We start from the raw sequence: 14,502 nt of genomic DNA, 5'->3' as shown, positions 1-14,502 counted from the left end.
TCCAACCATGTCGACAGCCGGGAGAGCAGCAGTGAGGAACCATATCCGTTCCGGCGGTGGGAGGTTCCCGCGTTCTTCGCCTTCCCGGTCGGGTGCAGATCAGGGGAGGGCGGCGGCCAGGCGGGTGCGCAGGGCGGGCATGCGCTCGGAGGCGGCGGCGAAGGTCGTGGGCACCTCCCACTCGGCCAGGATCTCCAGCAGGATCGCGAGCTGCCGGAGGTCTTCCTCGGCCAGGAGTTCGTCGGCGTGCGCCACGGTGAGGGCGGGACGGTCGAGGTCGCGCAGGCAGTCCAGGAACGCGTCCCAGTTGTGCCCGAAGTAGTCCGGGAAGCCGAGGGCCCGCGCCGCCGCGCGGAAGAAGGCGGCGCGGGTCCGGCACGCGTGCCCGTCGACGGCCGCCCGCACCGGATCGCTGGTCAGCGTCAACCAGGGCGGCAGCGAGGTCATCGAACGGGTCCCGTCTCTAGGAGAGCTTGTAGAAGTTGGAGTAGTGGTCCGGCGAGAAGTAGACGGTGCCGGTGCTGCTGTGCACGATCCGGTAGGCGTCGCGCGAGGAGCCCTTCGTCCGCGAGTAGACGTCGTACTCGTGGTAGGTCGCGCTCGCCGGGAGCTGGCCGTCGTAGTTGTGGTAGACGCCGCCGGTGTAGTTGTACAGGCCGTCCGGCCAGGAGTACCAGCCTGAGCTGGACGGCCATCCCTTCCCGGCCCACACCGAGGCGGCGTACCGGCCGTCGGAGCAGCGTGAGATCGTGCAGGAGCCGTAGACCGTCGCGCCGGCCGGGACGGTGGCGGTGACGCCCGTCGCGCACGTCGCGGCCACCAGGGTGACGGCGGCTCGTTTCGTCCAGGACGGCCGGGAGCGCTGCTTGAGCACAGGTACCTCCTACGAACGAGTGCGTCCCGAAGGGGACGATTTCCCCCGGACCCGGACCGCGCCGGAATCGGGGGCGACCAGCCGCCATGATGACCTCGCGTCAAGGCTTAGTCGATACAGAGCCGACAAGTTTCTATGAACAGCACCCGACCGTTCATCTCGGCAATTTCGTCAGGAATTAGCGCAGCTCCTGGATACGGATCAGATTGCCCGCGGGATCCCGGAACGCGCAGTCGCGCATCCCGTACGGCTGCTCGATCGGCTCCTGGACGACCTCGGCCCCCGCGGCCTGCACCCGGTCGAAGGTGTCGTCGAGGTCGGGGGAGGCGAGCAGGATCCAGCCGTAGGTCCCCTTGGCCATCATCTCGGCGATGGTGCGGCGCTCGTCGTCGGTGATGCCGGGATCGGTGGCCGGCGGCGCCAGCAGGATGGAGGTGCCGGGCTGCTTGGGCGGACCGACCGTGATCCAGCGCATCCTGCCGCCGCCGACGTCGTTGCGGACCTCGAAGCCGAGCGTGTCGCGGTAGAAGGCCAGCGACGCGTCCGGGTCGTCGTGCGGGAGGAAGCTCGTGTGAATGGTGATGTCCATGCCGATCACGCTAGCCCCGGCTTCTTCATCCGCGCTTCTCGATTCCTGACCGGTCTCGCCACGGGCCGCACGGGCATCGCAATCACAACGGCACGGCGGCCGTTTCTTAGAGCGGCGGGCCTTCCGTAAGGTCCTGGCGAACGTGACGGTCGAGGAAGCCACCCGCCCGGCCGGTCCACCCGGTCAGCGTGAAGCCGTCGGAGAACACGCGGTCAGCGGCGGGTGGGGAGGCGGACGACGGTGACGAAGAAGTCGTCGATCTGCCGGATGGCCTTGATGAACTGGTCGAAGTCGACGGGCTTGGTGACGTAGGCGTTGGCGTGCAGCTTGTAGCTGCGCAGGATGTCCTCCTCCGCCGACGACGTGGTCAGCACCACCACCGGGATGGAGGCCAGCTCCGGATCGGACTTGATCTCTTCGAGGACCTCGCGGCCGTCGCGCTTGGGCAGGTTGAGGTCGAGCAGGACCAGGTCGGGGCGGGGCGCGCCGACGTGCTCCCCCCGCTTGTACAGGAAGTCCAGGGCCTCCGCGCCGTCGCGGACGACCTGCAGGGTGTTGCCGACCTTGTTGTGCTCGAAGGCCTCGCGGGTCATCAGCTCGTCACCGGGGTCGTCTTCGACCAGCAGGACGGTGATGGGCTGGACGGCGCTGCTGGTCACGAACTGGCTCCTTGGAGGTCGGTGGTCGAGGAGGGAACGTCTCCGCCGGCCGCTTCGGCGGCGGATGCGCCGGAGCCGTCCGGTGCCCGGCCGTCCGGGGCCTCGTCGGAGGCCTCCGCGGCGTCGGGGGCGGCGGACAGGGCGTCGGCCGCGAGGGTGAAGTGGAAGCGGGAGCCTTCCCCGCGGTCGGGGTCGAGCCAGATCCGGCCGCCGTGGTACTCGACGATCTTCTTGCACAGGGCCAGGCCGATGCCGGTGCCGGCGTAGGCGTCGCGGCTGTGCAGCCGCTGGAAGATGACGAAGATCTTGTCGGCGTACTCGGCGGGGATGCCGATCCCGTTGTCGGTGACGGTCAGGTGCCAGTGCCCGTCCTCCCGCTCGCAGGTGACGCGGACGACCGCGTCCCGGTCGGGGGAGCGGAACTTGACCGCGTTGCCGATCAGGTTCTGCCACAGCATCACCATGAGGGTGGGGTCCGCGGTGAGCTCCGGCAGGTCGTCCGGTCTCTCCACGCGGGCGCCGGCCTCGGTGAGGGCGCCGTCGAGGTTGGCCAGCGCCTGGTCGAGCGGCTCGCCCAGCGAGAGCGTCCGCTGGTGCTGGTGCAGGCGGCCGACCCGGGAGAACGTCAGCAGATCGTTGATCAGCACCTGCATGCGCTTGGCGCCGTCCACCGCGAAGGCGATGTACTGGCGGCCCCGGTCGTCGAGCTGGTCGGAGCAGCGGCGCTCCAGCATCTGGCAGAACGAGGCGACCTTGCGCAGCGGTTCCTGCAGGTCGTGGCTGGCGACGTAGGCGAACTGCTCCAGCTCGGCGTTGGAGCGGCGCAGCTCCACGGTCTGCGCGTCCAGCTCCGCGGTCCGGCTCTGCAGCAGGCGCTCGCGCTCGGTGGACTCCTCCAGCGCCATCGTGATCCGGCCGCGCATCGCCTCCACGGCGAGGGCCACGTCGCGCACGTCGGCGGGGCCGTGCGCGCCGATGACATGGGTGAAGTCGCCGTCGGCGACCCGGCGCGAAGCGGAGCGGAGCATGCGCAGCGGCCGGTCCACGGCGTAGTGCAGCAGCATCGCCAGCAGCGCGGCGGTCACCAGCAGCGCGATGAACAGGGCGGTCAGCGTCCAGTCCCGCATCGTGCGGGTGTGGCGCAGGTCGGCGCGGCTCTCGGCACGGACCTGGCTCAGGTGGCGGTTCTGGGTCGCCCAGGTGGCGCGGACCTCGTCGAAGGCGGGTTTGCCCCGCGCCGCGGTGGCGGCCGCCTCGCCGCCGGGCCCCTGCTCGGCGACCTGGTCGATGACGACGCCGCCGTAGTCGCGGCGCCACACGTCGACCGCCCGCTGGATCGCGTCGAGGTCGGCGCGCAGCTCGGGCTCGTCGGCCAGCAGCCGCCGCAGCCGCGCGAGGGACGCCTGCTCGGTGGCCAGCCCGTCGGTGTAGGGCTGCAGGAACTGCCGGTCGCCCGCCAGGGCGTAGCCGCGCACGCCGGTCTCCTGGTTGAGGATGGCCATCTGCATCCGGCTCGCCTCGACCTGCGCCGGTGCGATCCTGTCCACCAGCCGGTCCGAGGCCCGCGCGGTCTCCTCCAGCAGGCCGTGGACCACCACGGCGCCGGTGACGGTGAGCGTGACGATCAGCAGCGCGGCCAGCATGAACCATGTCCGGACGGCCAGTCCCCGCCGTCGCGGGGGCCCGGTCGTCGGCGCCCGTGGGGCGGGACCGGCGGATTCGGCCGTCTCGGCGGATCCGACCGTCTCGGCGTTCCGCACCGGCTGGGGCGGTGTGCTCATGTGGGGGTCCATCCAAGGTGTATGACGGCGACGTCGTCGGCCAGGCCGCCGTGCTGGAGCGAGGCCGCCTCGACGTCGGTGATGAGTGTGTCGACGAAGTCGCCGGCGGGGAGCGTGCAGTGACCTTGGGCGAGCCGGAGGAGGCCGGTCAGGTCCAGGCGCCGGCCCTCGGTGTCGATCTGGCCTTCGAACAGGCCGTCGGTGAACAGGACGAGCGAGGACCCCGGCGGCAGCGGGACGTCGTGCTCGCGCCAGCCGGCGAGCCCCGGCACCATGCCCACGCCCAGCCCGCCCGGCGGCTCGACCAGCCGCACCTCGCCGTTCCCGTGCAGCAGGAACCCGGGATGCCCGGCGCGCACCACCCGCGCCACGGGCCGGTCGGGGAACAGGGTCGCCGTGATGAGGGTGACGAACATCTCCGAGCCGCCGTGCTCCCCGGCCAGCAGCTCTTCCAGGAGCTCGACCACCCGCGCACCGCGCGCTCCGGCCAGCACGAACGACCGCCAGGCCACCCGCAGGCTGACGCCCAGGGCCGCCGAGGCGGGACCGTGCCCGGCCACGTCCCCGATCACCGCGTGCACCAGGCCGTCGCCGGTCTCCACCACGTCGAAGAAGTCCCCGCCCAGCAGGGAGTGGGCCCGCCCCGGCCGGTACCGCGAGAGGACCCGCAGGCGCGGGTTGGACACCCTCGGGCGCGGCAGCAGGCCGCGCTCCAGCCGCGCGTTCTCCTGGGCCATCATCTGCTGGACCTGCAGGGCCGCGACCGCCTGCTGGACCTGGCGCCGCTGCACCGCGTACCGGATCGCCCGGCCGAGCCGGTCCGCCTCCAGCTGGTCCTTGGACAGGTAGTCCTGCGCGCCGGCGGCCACCGCCGCGGTACCCGCCTGCGACTCCGCGAGCCCGGTCAGCACCACCACCGCGGCGCCCGGCGCCCACTCCAGCACCTGCCGGAGCACCGCCATGCCCTGCGACTCCCCCAGATGCAGGTCGAGCAGCACGCAGTCGGGCATGGGATTCGCCGACAGCGGGCCCCGCGCCTCGGGAAGCGAACGCACCCACTGCAGCGACGCCCGCAGCCCGGTGTCGGCGAGCGTGTCCTCCACCAGGAGGGCGTCGGCGGAATCGTCCTCGACCAGCAGCACGCGCAGCGGCCCGAGCTCCGGCCCGCCGTCGGCGGCGCCGGTGATCGCGACCGGGACGCGCGGTCCGGGCGGCGTGGACGAGGTCGCCTCAGGGCCGGTCGTGCCGAGACCGTGCGACATCAGTCCGTCCACCGCCCTTCCCCTCTCCGCCCCGCCGGTGCCGCGCCGATAGTAGTTGCCTTATGGCAAATACGCATACGCGGCTCACCGCTCCGTGACGCATCCGAGTCCTGCGTGACCTGCCAGACCGCGACCGTAACGCACCGGTGGCCGTGACCCGCCGGCCGGTCCGCCACCGCGTCGGCGGACGCACCACGGCCGGCCGTGGACTTCCTGAACGACCACGCGCGGCCCTCGCATGCGACCCCGACCTGCGGATCCGCGACATCGCCCATGACATCGGCACCACCGGGCGCGCGGCCCGGCTGATCACCACGGATGAGGAGGGCAGGTCGGCAGGGGCCGCCCGGGAGAGGGGCCGTGCTCAGAGCGTCATCATACGAGCATTCGTTACGGAACGAAATTTCCTGGACCGAACGTGACGCATCGCTTTCCGGCGCCTGCCCCCGGGCTCAGCCGTTCCGCAGATCGGCTCCCGGCGGCAGCGACTGGGCCAGCGCGTCGTCGAGGGTCGGATGGATGGTCAGGCGCTCGTCGACGTGCGTGATCTGCAGGACGCGCCGGACCGCTTCCTGCAGCGGGCCCGCCAACACGGCGCTGCCGCCGCGTCCCTCGGCCGCCAGGTAGAACCGCATCAGCAGGCTGAGACCCACCGAGTCCAGGTACCGCAGGCCGCTCAGGTCGAGCACCAGGTGCTCGCCGTGCTCGCTGCGCAGCCGGCGCATCCGCTGCTCAGCCTGCTGCGCGGAGTCCAGCGCCAGATCCCCGGTCATCGTGATCACTGTCCGGCCGTCACGCGCGCGACCGGTCACTTCGGCCATGGCGTTGCCTCCACGTCGTTCCGCTTTCTGTGGGTCGGGGTCCTGCGCCTCCGGCGTGCCGGGGACGTCAGGGGACGTCGGCCGCGGGCGGCGCGGCGTCGGGCGGGGCGAGGTGGACGGTGGCGAGCTCCGGGAGCCCGGAGAGGGTCAGCACCGGTTCCAGGAGTTGCGGAGCGATCAGTTCGAGATGGTCGGCATGGGCGAACAGGACGCTCAGCCCCGCGCTGTCAAGGTACTCGACCGCGGTGAGGTCCAGGACGAGTTCGCCGCCGTTCTCGCGCGCGGTGCCGAGCGCGTCGGCGAGGGCCCCGCTGTTGCTCATGTCGATCTCGCCGACGGCCGTCACGAGCGCCCTCCCGTCCGGGTGCCGGGCGGTCGTGAGGGTCAGGGGTGTGCTCATGAGCCAATCCTGGTGTGCATGTGGACGGTGGTGCCGTCCGGTCCGGGCGTGATCGTGAGCTTGCTCATCAGTGCGCGCATCAGCGCGGTGCCGCGCCCGCGGTTGAGGTCGGCGCCGCCTCCGGGCGGCTTCCAGCGGCCGGTGTCGGCGATGGTCAGGTGCACCTGGTCGACGAAGGCCTCGGCGCGCAGCCGGACGGTGTGCACGCCGGCGCCGGGCCGGCCGTGCTCGACGGCGTTCGCGCAGGCCTCGCCGGCGGCGACCAGGACGCCCTGCGCGGTGCGGCGGGGGAGCTGGCACTGGGCGAGCCAGCCGCGCAGCGCCTCCCGGAGCGGGGCGAGCTGCGCGGACTCGGCGGGGAAGCTCACGTCCAGCGGCGCGGGGTGCCGGTACAGCATCAGCGCGACGTCGTCGTCGTAGCCGTCCGGCGGGGCCATGGTCGTCATGATGTGGGTGGCGAGCTCGTCCACGCCCCGCTCGCCGCCGTCCTGGACGGCGTGGCCGACCCGGTCGATGCCCTCGAGCAGGGAGCGCCGGCGGCGTTCGATGAGCCCGTCCGTGTAGAGCAGCACGGTGCCCCTGGCGGGGATGGTGGTCGCGGCGTCCGGCCGTGGCCGCGGGGGGCCGGCGGCGATCGGGACGGACCGGCCGCCTTCGAGCAGCTGGGTGGTGCCGTCTGACCGGGCGAGGATGGCGGGCGGATGCCCGGCGCTGGAGTAGGTGAGGTCGCCGGTCGCCGGGTCGAGGACGCCGCAGAAGACGGTGGAGCATCGGGCTCCGGGGATGCCGGCGGCGAAGCGGTCGAGGGCCGTGAGGGTCCCCGCGGGGCCGGCGTCCTGGAGCAGCAGGGCCCGGCTGGCGCTGCGCAACTGGCCCATGACGGTGGCCGCCTCCAGCCCGCGGCCGACGCAGTCGCCCACGATGATGCCGATGCGGCCGTCGGGGAGGGCGAAGATGTCGTACCAGTCGCCCCCGACCTCCAGCGGCCGCGCCGCGGGCTCGTACCGGACGGCGAACCCGTTCGGCAGCTCGGACGGGCCGAGGATTGCGCGCTGCAGGGCCAGGGCGGTCTCGCGCTGCTGGTCGATCAGGTTGGCGCGGGACAGCCCCTGGGAGAGGCGCCCGGCGAGCAGGGACAGCAGCAGCCGGTCCTGGTCGGTGAACGGGCGCCGCTCGCTCAGGTCGATCCAGAGGACGAGGGTGCCCCGGGGGTGTTCGAGCGTGATCGCGGTGGCGTGCTCGGCGATGGGGGTGAGGGTCGGGTGCTCGCGCAGCGCGGTCAGCTCCCCGCGGCGGTCCTCCGGCAGGTTCTGCCAGGTCTGCCCCGGGTCGGTGGAGGTCAGCTCGGGCGGTCCGCCGCCGAAGACGGCCGCCAGCACCCGCTCGGCGTGCCAGAGGTCCCGGAGCTCCTCCAGCGCGCCCGCCAGGGTGTCGGGCAGGTTCACGGCCTCGGTGAGGCGCATGCCGAGGGCCGCGAGGGCGCTCTCGCGCTGGATGGCGTAGTGGTCGGCGGTGACGTCGCGGAAGGTGCCGACGATGACCCGCCGCCCGGTCTCGGGGTCGTGGACGTGGTTGAAGGCGACGCTGACCCAGACGCGCTCGCCGTCGCGGTGCCTGAGGGGGATGTCGAAGGTGCCGCGTTCCCGTAGGAGCATGCCGTCGAACGTCTCGGCGACCTGCCGGTGCGCTTCGGGGTCGCTCTTCTCGTCCGGCCACCAGGGCGGACGCGGCGGGTAGGGGAGCCCTGCGGCGTCGTAGCCGAGGATGTCGGTGAAGGCGGTGTTGAACTCGACGACGACGCCGTCCTCGTCGCAGACGAAGAACGCCTCCTGAAGGGAGTCGACGAGCGCGGCGCGCCACCGGGCGTGGTGCCCGCGCAGCCGGGCCAGCTCCACGTTCGCCCGCACGCGGGCCAGGAACTCGGCGGCGGCGAAGGGCTTGAGCAGGTAGTCGTCGGCGCCCGCCCGCAGGCCCTCGATCGAGGCCTCCTGCCCGGCACGGGCCGACAGCAGCAGGACCGGCAGGGCGGCGGTGCGCTGGTCGCCGCGCAGCGCGGCGACCAGCTCCAGCCCGTCCACGTGCGGCATCATCACGTCGCTGACCACCATGTCGACCGCGGTCTCGCGGACCGCCTCCAGGGCGGCCCGGCCGTCGGCGACCGTGTCGACCTCGTAGCCGGCGCCGCGCAGCAGCCGGGAGAGGTACTCGCGCATGTCGGCGTTGTCGTCGGCGACGAGCACCCGCGCCGCCGCCTCGGGCGCGGGCGCCGCGACCGGCTCGGCCGGCGTCGGGTCGGTCGAGTTCGGGTCCCCGCCGGGATGCCCGCCGGGATGCTCGGCGGGCAGCCAGCGCAGCGCCTCCTGGACGTAGGGGTCGGCGGTGACCGACGCCGCCGTGGAGGGGCGCGCCGGAGCGACGGCGCCGGGGGGCAGGTGGTCGGCCCCGAACGGCAGCCGGACGGTGAAGCGCGTGCCCTCGCCCTCGCTGCTCGCCGCGGCGATGGTCCCGCCGTGCAGGCCGACGAGCTCCTTGACCAGGGCCAGGCCGATGCCGCTGCCCTCGTTGGACCGGGCGCGGGTGTTCTCGACGCGGTGGAACCGCTCGAACAGGCGCGGCACCTCGTCCGCGGCCACCCCGACCCCGGTGTCGGCCACCGTCACCTGCGCCAGGCCGTCCTCGACCTCCACCCGGACGTGGATCGCCCCGTCGAAGGTGAACTTCAGCGCGTTGCTGAGCAGGTTCAGGATCACCTTCTCCCACATGTCGCGGTCGACGTACACCGGCTGGGGGAGCGGGTCGCACTCGACGACGAAGGCGAGGCCCGCCCTGTCCACGGCGGAGCGGAAGACGCTGGCCAGCTCGGCGGTGACCTCGGGCAGGTCGACCGGCTCGTAGCGCGCCTGCATCCGCCCGGCCTCGATGCGGGAGAAGTCCAGCAGGGAGTTGACGAGCCTGCCGAGGCGCAGCCCGTTGCGGTGGATCACGTCCAGTTCCCGGTGCACCTGCTCGCCGGCGCCCTCCAGCCTCGCGCGCAGCTCCTGCACCGGGCCCATGATCAGTGTGAGCGGGGTGCGGAACTCGTGGCTGATGTTGGAGAAGAACGTCGTCTTGGCGCGGTCGAGCTCGGCGAGCTCCTCGGCGCGCCGCCGCTGCGCCTGATAGCCGCGGGCGCTGCCGATGCCCGCCGCGACGTGCCCGGCGGCCAGTTCCACGAAGCCGCGGTAGGCCTCGTCAAGCTTCCGGTACGGGTTCAGCGCGGCCACCAGGAACCCGTACGGCGCACGGCCCTGCCGCAGCAGCGGCACCACCAGCGCCTGGTCGGGGGGCTGGGGCCAGTCTCCGGAGGGAAGGACCCCGAACCGAGGATCGTCGAGCTGCATCAGGACGGATTCTCCCCGCGCGAGCGCCGCCGCGGGCCAGATTCCGCCGGGTTCGTCCGCCGCCAGCTCGGCGGGGGCCGCCGGATGGTCGCGGGGGACGCCGGTCGCCCCCGCGAGCCGTGCCGTGCCGCCGTCCTCGAAAAGGTAGGTCAGCGTGAAGGGGAGATCCTTGCGGTTGCGGTCGAACTGCCCGTCGGCGAAGGCGAGCGTCTCCTCCTCCGTCCGGATCATGCTCGGATCGGATCCCAGGTCCCGCAGCGTCGTCATGCGCCGCTCGCCGATGACCCCCTCGGTGGCCTCGTTGACCACGCACAGCATTCCGACCACGTCACCGGTGTCGTCGCGCAGAGGGCTGTAGGAGAAGGTGTGGTAGGTCTCCTCGGAGTACCCGGACCGTTCGAGGAACAGCAGCAGCCCCTCGTCCCACGTCGCCTCCCCCGTGCCGAGCACGGATTCGATCTTGTGGGAGACGTCGTTCCAGGCTTCGGCCCACACCTCGCTCGCGGGCCGGCCGAGGGCCCACGGGTACTTGCGGCCGAGCGTGTCGCGGCGGTAGGAGGCGTTGCAGAAGAACGTCAGCTCCGGGCCCCAGGCCATCCACATCGAGAACCGGGACGAGAGCAGGATGTCGACGGCCGTCCGCAGGTTCTGCGGCCAGGCGTGCGGGGGGCCGAGCGGTGTCGCCGCCCAGTCGACGGCGGCGAGATCGGGGCCGATCTCCCGGTCGGCGGAGAAGACGCCCGCCTCCTCCCGCGGCTCGCGTCCGGCCTTCTCAGAACGCCCGGCGTCCTCCGAAAGCGCCACCGCACCCCTCTTCCACTCAGGCGATCACCCACCGCATCCGGCGGGCGCCCGACACGCCCGCACCCCGCATGGCCAAGCCTTTACCCCGGAAAACCCGGAGGCAACAACCGTTTTTGCGGCATCTGGGCGGCCCGCCACGCCGCGCACCCGCGGCGTGGCACCCCTCTCCGGCTACGCCGTCCATCCTGGTCAATGGCCGAGGTGATAAGTAGACCAAACAGGGTAAAGCCTTCCTTCTGGCGGGACTGCCGCCGCCCGGTCCCGACCAGAGGAGGTGACGGTGACGGAGCCTGCCCGCCACCTCGAACCCGTGCCCGAACCCGCCGCCGAACGGGAGCGGCTCGCGGCCGTCCGCCGCTACCGGATACTCGACACCCCGCCCGACGGCATGTTCGACACCATCGCGTCCCTGGCCGCTCGCTGCTGCGACGCGCCGATCGCCACCGTGGCCATCGTGGACAGCGACCGTATCTGGTTCAAGGCGGCCCATGGTCTACACGGCGTGTCACAGATCGACCGCGATCCCGGGCTGTGCGCCTCCGCCATCCTCCACGACACCCCCTACGTCGTCACGGACGCGCTCACCGACCCGAGGACGGCAGCCAACCCCCTCGTTCACGGCGAGCTGGGCGTGCGCTTCTACGCGGCCGCCCCCATCACCACCGCGGACGGCCACCGCCTCGGCACCGTCAACGTGCTGGACACCCGTCCCCGCGACGCGTCCGAGGCGCAGCTGCGCATCCTGGGCGACCTGGCCGCTCTGGTCGCCCAGGAGCTGGAGCGGCGACTGTCGTCGATCTGCACCATCACGGCCGAGCGGACCATGCGCACCGGGGCCGAGCGCCTGGTGCGCACCCTCCAGCGCACCCTGCTGCCGCCCGCCCTGCCGAAGGTGCCGGGCCTCGACGCCGCCGCCGCGTACCATCCGGTCTCCCAGGACGAGGTCGGCGGCGACTTCTACGACCTGTTCCCCCTGAACGACGGCCGCTGGGCGTTCTTCCTCGGCGACGTGTGCGGCAAGGGCGCCGAGGCCGCCGCTCTGACCTCCCTCACCCGCTACACCCTGCGCGCCGCCGCCATCTACGAGCCCGACCCGTGCGCCGCGCTCGGCAACCTCGACGCCGTTCTCAAGGGGGAGTACCAGGGCGACCCGCGCTTCTGCACCGCGCTGTTCGGGGTCCTCGCCCCCGAGCCGGACGGTTCCTTCGCCGTCACGCTGGCCGGGGGCGGCCATCCGCCCGCCCTGGTGGTCCGCGCGGACGGGACGGTCGAGTCCGTCGACACACCCGGCGGGCAGCTCATCGGGATACTGCCCGCCCCGGTCTTCGGGCAGGCGGAGGTCCGCCTCGCCCCCGGCGACGCCCTCCTGCTGTACACCGACGGCCTCACCGAGGCCCGCACCCCGGACGGCGCGATGCTCGGCGACGAGGGCCTCACCGCCCATCTGACCAGCGCGCCCTATGAGGGAGCGGATAATCTGCTGGCGAACGTCCATAAACTGCTCACGGAACTGGGCGCGGGAGTCAGCGACGACACGGCTCTGCTGGCTCTGTCCGTGCCTCGCCGTGCCGAATCGTCCGGACAGGAGCCACTTCGGTGACCGACCACACCTTCACCGTCAGCCTCCCGTCCGAGGGGGCCGAAGTCCCCGTCCTGCGCGTCGCGGGAGACCTCGACTACCACACGGCCCCGCGCCTGCGGGAGGCCCTCGATGCCCTGCCGCTGGCCTCGGGCGGCGGCGCCGTGCTCGACGTGACGGAGCTGAACTACTGCGACTCCACCGGCATCACCGTGCTGATCGCCGGCTACCGCAGGGCGCAGGCGGCCCAGAGCAGGATCGTGCTCGCCGGGCTGAACCCCGACCTCACCCGGGTCTTCGAGATCACCGGACTCGACCAGGTCTTCGCCTTCCACCCCACCGCAGACGAGGCCGTCAAGTCCCTGGGCGAGCGGTGAGGCGACCGCGCCGAGGCCGCGGGGCGAGGCCGCCGGGCGGGGTCAGCCGCGCCGCGGGGTGACGAGGCCGGACTCGTACGCGAACACGACGAGCTGGGCGCGGTCCCTGACGTGCAGCTTGGCCAGCACCCTGCTGACGTGCGTCTTCGCGGTGGCCGGGCTGATCACCATGTGGGCGGCGATCTCGTCGTTGGACAGGCCCCGGGCCACCAGCACGAGGACCTCGCGCTCCCGCCTGGTGAGCATGTCGAGCCCCTCGGGGGCGGGATCGGGACGGCGCGCGACGTACTCGCCGATCAGGCGCCGGGTGATCGCGGGGGACAGCAGCGCGTCGCCGCGGGCCGCGACCCGCACGCCCCGCACCAGGTCCTCGGGCTCGGTGTCCTTGACCATGAACCCGCAGGCGCCAGAGCGCAGCGCGTTGAAGACGTACTCGTCGAGGCCGTAGTTGGTGAGGATCACGACGTGGACTCCGCTCAGCCGGGGGTCGGCCGCGATCAGCCGGGTCGCCTCGATGCCGTCCATCACCGGCATCTGGACGTCGACGAGCGCGACGTCGGGCCGGTGCTCGGCGGCGAGCGCGACGCCCAGCTCGCCGTTCGCGGCCTCGGCCACCACCTCGATGTCGTCCTCGATCTCCAGCAGCGCCCGGAAGCCGCCGCGGATGAGCGCCTGGTCGTCCACGAGCAGTACGCGGATCACGAGGGTTCCCCCAGGGGAAGCTCGGCGCGCACGGTGAAGCCCCCTTCGGGCCGGGGCCCGGCCCGCAACCGGCCGCCGAGAGCGGTGACGCGCTCGCGCATGCCGAGAAGGCCGGTGCCGGGCACGGGCGGCGCGTCCGGGTCGGCCTGGCCGTCGTCGTCGACCTGCACGACCAGTTCACCGCCCGCATAGTCGACGCGCACCGCCGCGGCCGCGCCGCCCGCGTGCCGGGAGACGTTGGTGAGCGCCTCCTGGACGATCCGGTACGCGGCACGGTCCACTTCCGCGGGCAGGTCGCACCGCGTACCAGAGATCGTCACCGTGGCCGGCAGCCCGATCGAGCGGGCCCGCTCCACCAGGTCGTCGAGCCGGTCGAGGCCGCTGGCGGGGGACTCGCCGCCGGAGCGGCCGTCGTCGCGCAGCACCTCCAGCGTGGCGCGCAGCTCGCGCATGGCGTCGCCGCTGGCCTCCTGGATGGCCAGCAGGGCGGGCGGGACGTCCTCGCCGCGCCTGCGCGCCAGGTGGACGGCCACCCCCGCCTGGACCTTGATGATCGAGATGCTGTGCGTGAGGGAGTCGTGCAGCTCCCTGGCGATGCGCAGGCGCTCCTCGCCGGCCCGGCGCAGGGCCGCCTCCTCGCGGGTGCGCTCGGCCTCGGCGGCCCGCCGCTCGGCCTCCTCGAGGTAGGCCTGCCGGTGCCGGGTCACCGTCGCCGTCACGCCGGCCGCCACGAACCACCCGACCAGCAGCGAGAGGCTCTGCAGGTCGCGCAGGGAGCCGTCGGCGCTGGGCAGCCGCACCATCAGGCCGGCGCCGAGGAAGGCCGTGCCCACCAGCGCGGTGGCGAGCCGGTGGCCCGCCCTGAACGCGGCGAACACGGCCACGATGACGGGGAAGGCGGCCGCCGGGCCCGGCCGGACGTGCGCGGCGAGCGCCAGCATGCAGCCCGCGCTGACGACCAGGGCCGCCAGGGGCGCCCGCCGCCAGGCGACGAGCGCGAGCGAGCCGGCCAGGGCGGCGGCGAGGTCGAGCGCGCCCGCGTGCGGGGTGATGGCCACGACGACCGACAGGAAGAGGGCCATCGCCACGGCGAGCAGGCCGTCCTGGGCGAGCGGCCGCCACCGGTTCATGGAGCTCATCCGTGCAGATTAGGACCGTTTTCCCCGAGATTCCTCGGCGGCATGGCGGAGAAATCCCTACATCCTGCGGTGTAGTGCCACTGATCGTACGCCGCGGGCGTCAGCGCAAAAGGCCATCTCCCGAGCGATGCGCGC

The 14,502-nt window shown here is 72.9% G+C and carries 13 protein-coding genes; 2 read left to right on the top strand and 11 right to left on the bottom strand.

The annotated features are described in order from the left end of the window. Positions 1-99: 99 nt before the first annotated feature. From BJY14_RS05215 to BJY14_RS05175, 9 genes are all read right to left on the bottom strand, one after another. Positions 100-447 carry a barstar family protein gene (locus BJY14_RS05215; RefSeq protein ID WP_179842566.1) on the bottom strand — a complete coding sequence of 116 codons (348 nt, stop codon included), beginning with the start codon at positions 445-447 and terminating at the stop codon, positions 100-102. A 16-nt stretch (positions 448-463) separates the two neighbouring features. Then, a complete protein-coding gene (locus BJY14_RS46375) occupies positions 464-874 on the bottom strand; it encodes a ribonuclease domain-containing protein (RefSeq protein WP_179842565.1) in 411 nt (136 codons plus the stop codon). A 178-nt stretch (positions 875-1,052) separates the two neighbouring features. Next, positions 1,053-1,463, bottom strand: a complete 411-nt coding sequence (locus BJY14_RS05205) for a VOC family protein (RefSeq protein WP_179842564.1) — start codon at positions 1,461-1,463, stop codon at positions 1,053-1,055. 212 nt (positions 1,464-1,675) lie between these two features. After that, positions 1,676-2,122 (bottom strand): response regulator, encoded by a 447-nt coding sequence (locus tag BJY14_RS05200; protein WP_179842563.1) that lies wholly within the window; start codon positions 2,120-2,122, stop codon positions 1,676-1,678. Then, positions 2,119-3,903 carry a sensor histidine kinase gene (locus BJY14_RS05195; protein WP_179842562.1) on the bottom strand — a complete coding sequence of 595 codons (1,785 nt, stop codon included), beginning with the start codon at positions 3,901-3,903 and terminating at the stop codon, positions 2,119-2,121. Before BJY14_RS05195 ends, BJY14_RS05200 begins: the two co-directional genes overlap by 4 nt. Further along, a complete protein-coding gene (locus BJY14_RS05190; protein ID WP_258941606.1) occupies positions 3,900-5,177 on the bottom strand; it encodes a PP2C family protein-serine/threonine phosphatase in 1,278 nt (425 codons plus the stop codon). The genes BJY14_RS05195 and BJY14_RS05190 overlap by 4 nt, the downstream gene beginning before the upstream one ends. A gap of 440 nt (positions 5,178-5,617) precedes the next feature. After that, positions 5,618-5,986, bottom strand: a complete 369-nt coding sequence (locus tag BJY14_RS05185) for an STAS domain-containing protein (protein ID WP_281382071.1) — start codon at positions 5,984-5,986, stop codon at positions 5,618-5,620. Between the two features lie 67 nt (positions 5,987-6,053). Beyond that, positions 6,054-6,386, bottom strand: a complete 333-nt coding sequence (locus tag BJY14_RS05180; RefSeq protein WP_179842560.1) for an STAS domain-containing protein — start codon at positions 6,384-6,386, stop codon at positions 6,054-6,056. Then, complete coding sequence (locus BJY14_RS05175) at positions 6,383-10,570, bottom strand: SpoIIE family protein phosphatase (RefSeq protein WP_179842559.1); 4,188 nt, start codon at positions 10,568-10,570, stop codon at positions 6,383-6,385. The genes BJY14_RS05180 and BJY14_RS05175 overlap by 4 nt, the downstream gene beginning before the upstream one ends. A 280-nt stretch (positions 10,571-10,850) precedes the next feature. On the opposite strand from BJY14_RS05175, the gene BJY14_RS05170 reads away from it, so the two are divergent. Next, positions 10,851-12,170 (top strand): PP2C family protein-serine/threonine phosphatase, encoded by a 1,320-nt coding sequence (locus tag BJY14_RS05170; RefSeq protein WP_218905117.1) that lies wholly within the window; start codon positions 10,851-10,853, stop codon positions 12,168-12,170. After that, positions 12,167-12,526 (top strand): STAS domain-containing protein, encoded by a 360-nt coding sequence (locus tag BJY14_RS05165; protein ID WP_179842558.1) that lies wholly within the window; start codon positions 12,167-12,169, stop codon positions 12,524-12,526. Before BJY14_RS05170 ends, BJY14_RS05165 begins: the two co-directional genes overlap by 4 nt. Positions 12,527-12,568: 42 nt before the next feature. Here BJY14_RS05165 and BJY14_RS05160 read toward each other — a convergent pair whose 3' ends face one another. Further along, positions 12,569-13,228, bottom strand: coding sequence for a response regulator (locus BJY14_RS05160; RefSeq protein WP_179842557.1), 660 nt, complete (start codon positions 13,226-13,228; stop codon positions 12,569-12,571). Then, positions 13,225-14,367, bottom strand: coding sequence for a sensor histidine kinase (locus tag BJY14_RS05155; RefSeq protein WP_179842556.1), 1,143 nt, complete (start codon positions 14,365-14,367; stop codon positions 13,225-13,227). Before BJY14_RS05155 ends, BJY14_RS05160 begins: the two co-directional genes overlap by 4 nt. Positions 14,368-14,502: the final 135 nt, after the last annotated feature.

It is taken from the genome of Actinomadura luteofluorescens (assembly GCF_013409365.1).
Classification (GTDB): Bacteria; Actinomycetota; Actinomycetes; order Streptosporangiales; family Streptosporangiaceae; genus Spirillospora; species Spirillospora luteofluorescens.
This window is presented reverse-complemented; position numbering and strand designations above follow the sequence as displayed.

Excerpts from the sequence above, each read along its gene's own strand:
- BJY14_RS05180 (WP_179842560.1), bottom strand. The coding sequence starts at position 6,386 with ATGAGCACACCCCTGACCCTCACGACCGCCCGGCACCCGGACGGGAGG.
- BJY14_RS05185 (WP_281382071.1), bottom strand. The coding sequence starts at position 5,986 with ATGGCCGAAGTGACCGGTCGCGCGCGTGACGGCCGGACAGTGATCACG.
- BJY14_RS05155 (WP_179842556.1), bottom strand. The coding sequence starts at position 14,367 with ATGAGCTCCATGAACCGGTGGCGGCCGCTCGCCCAGGACGGCCTGCTC.
- BJY14_RS05195 (WP_179842562.1), bottom strand. The coding sequence starts at position 3,903 with ATGAGCACACCGCCCCAGCCGGTGCGGAACGCCGAGACGGTCGGATCC.
- BJY14_RS05205 (WP_179842564.1), bottom strand. The coding sequence starts at position 1,463 with ATGGACATCACCATTCACACGAGCTTCCTCCCGCACGACGACCCGGAC.
- BJY14_RS05215 (WP_179842566.1), bottom strand. The coding sequence starts at position 447 with ATGACCTCGCTGCCGCCCTGGTTGACGCTGACCAGCGATCCGGTGCGG.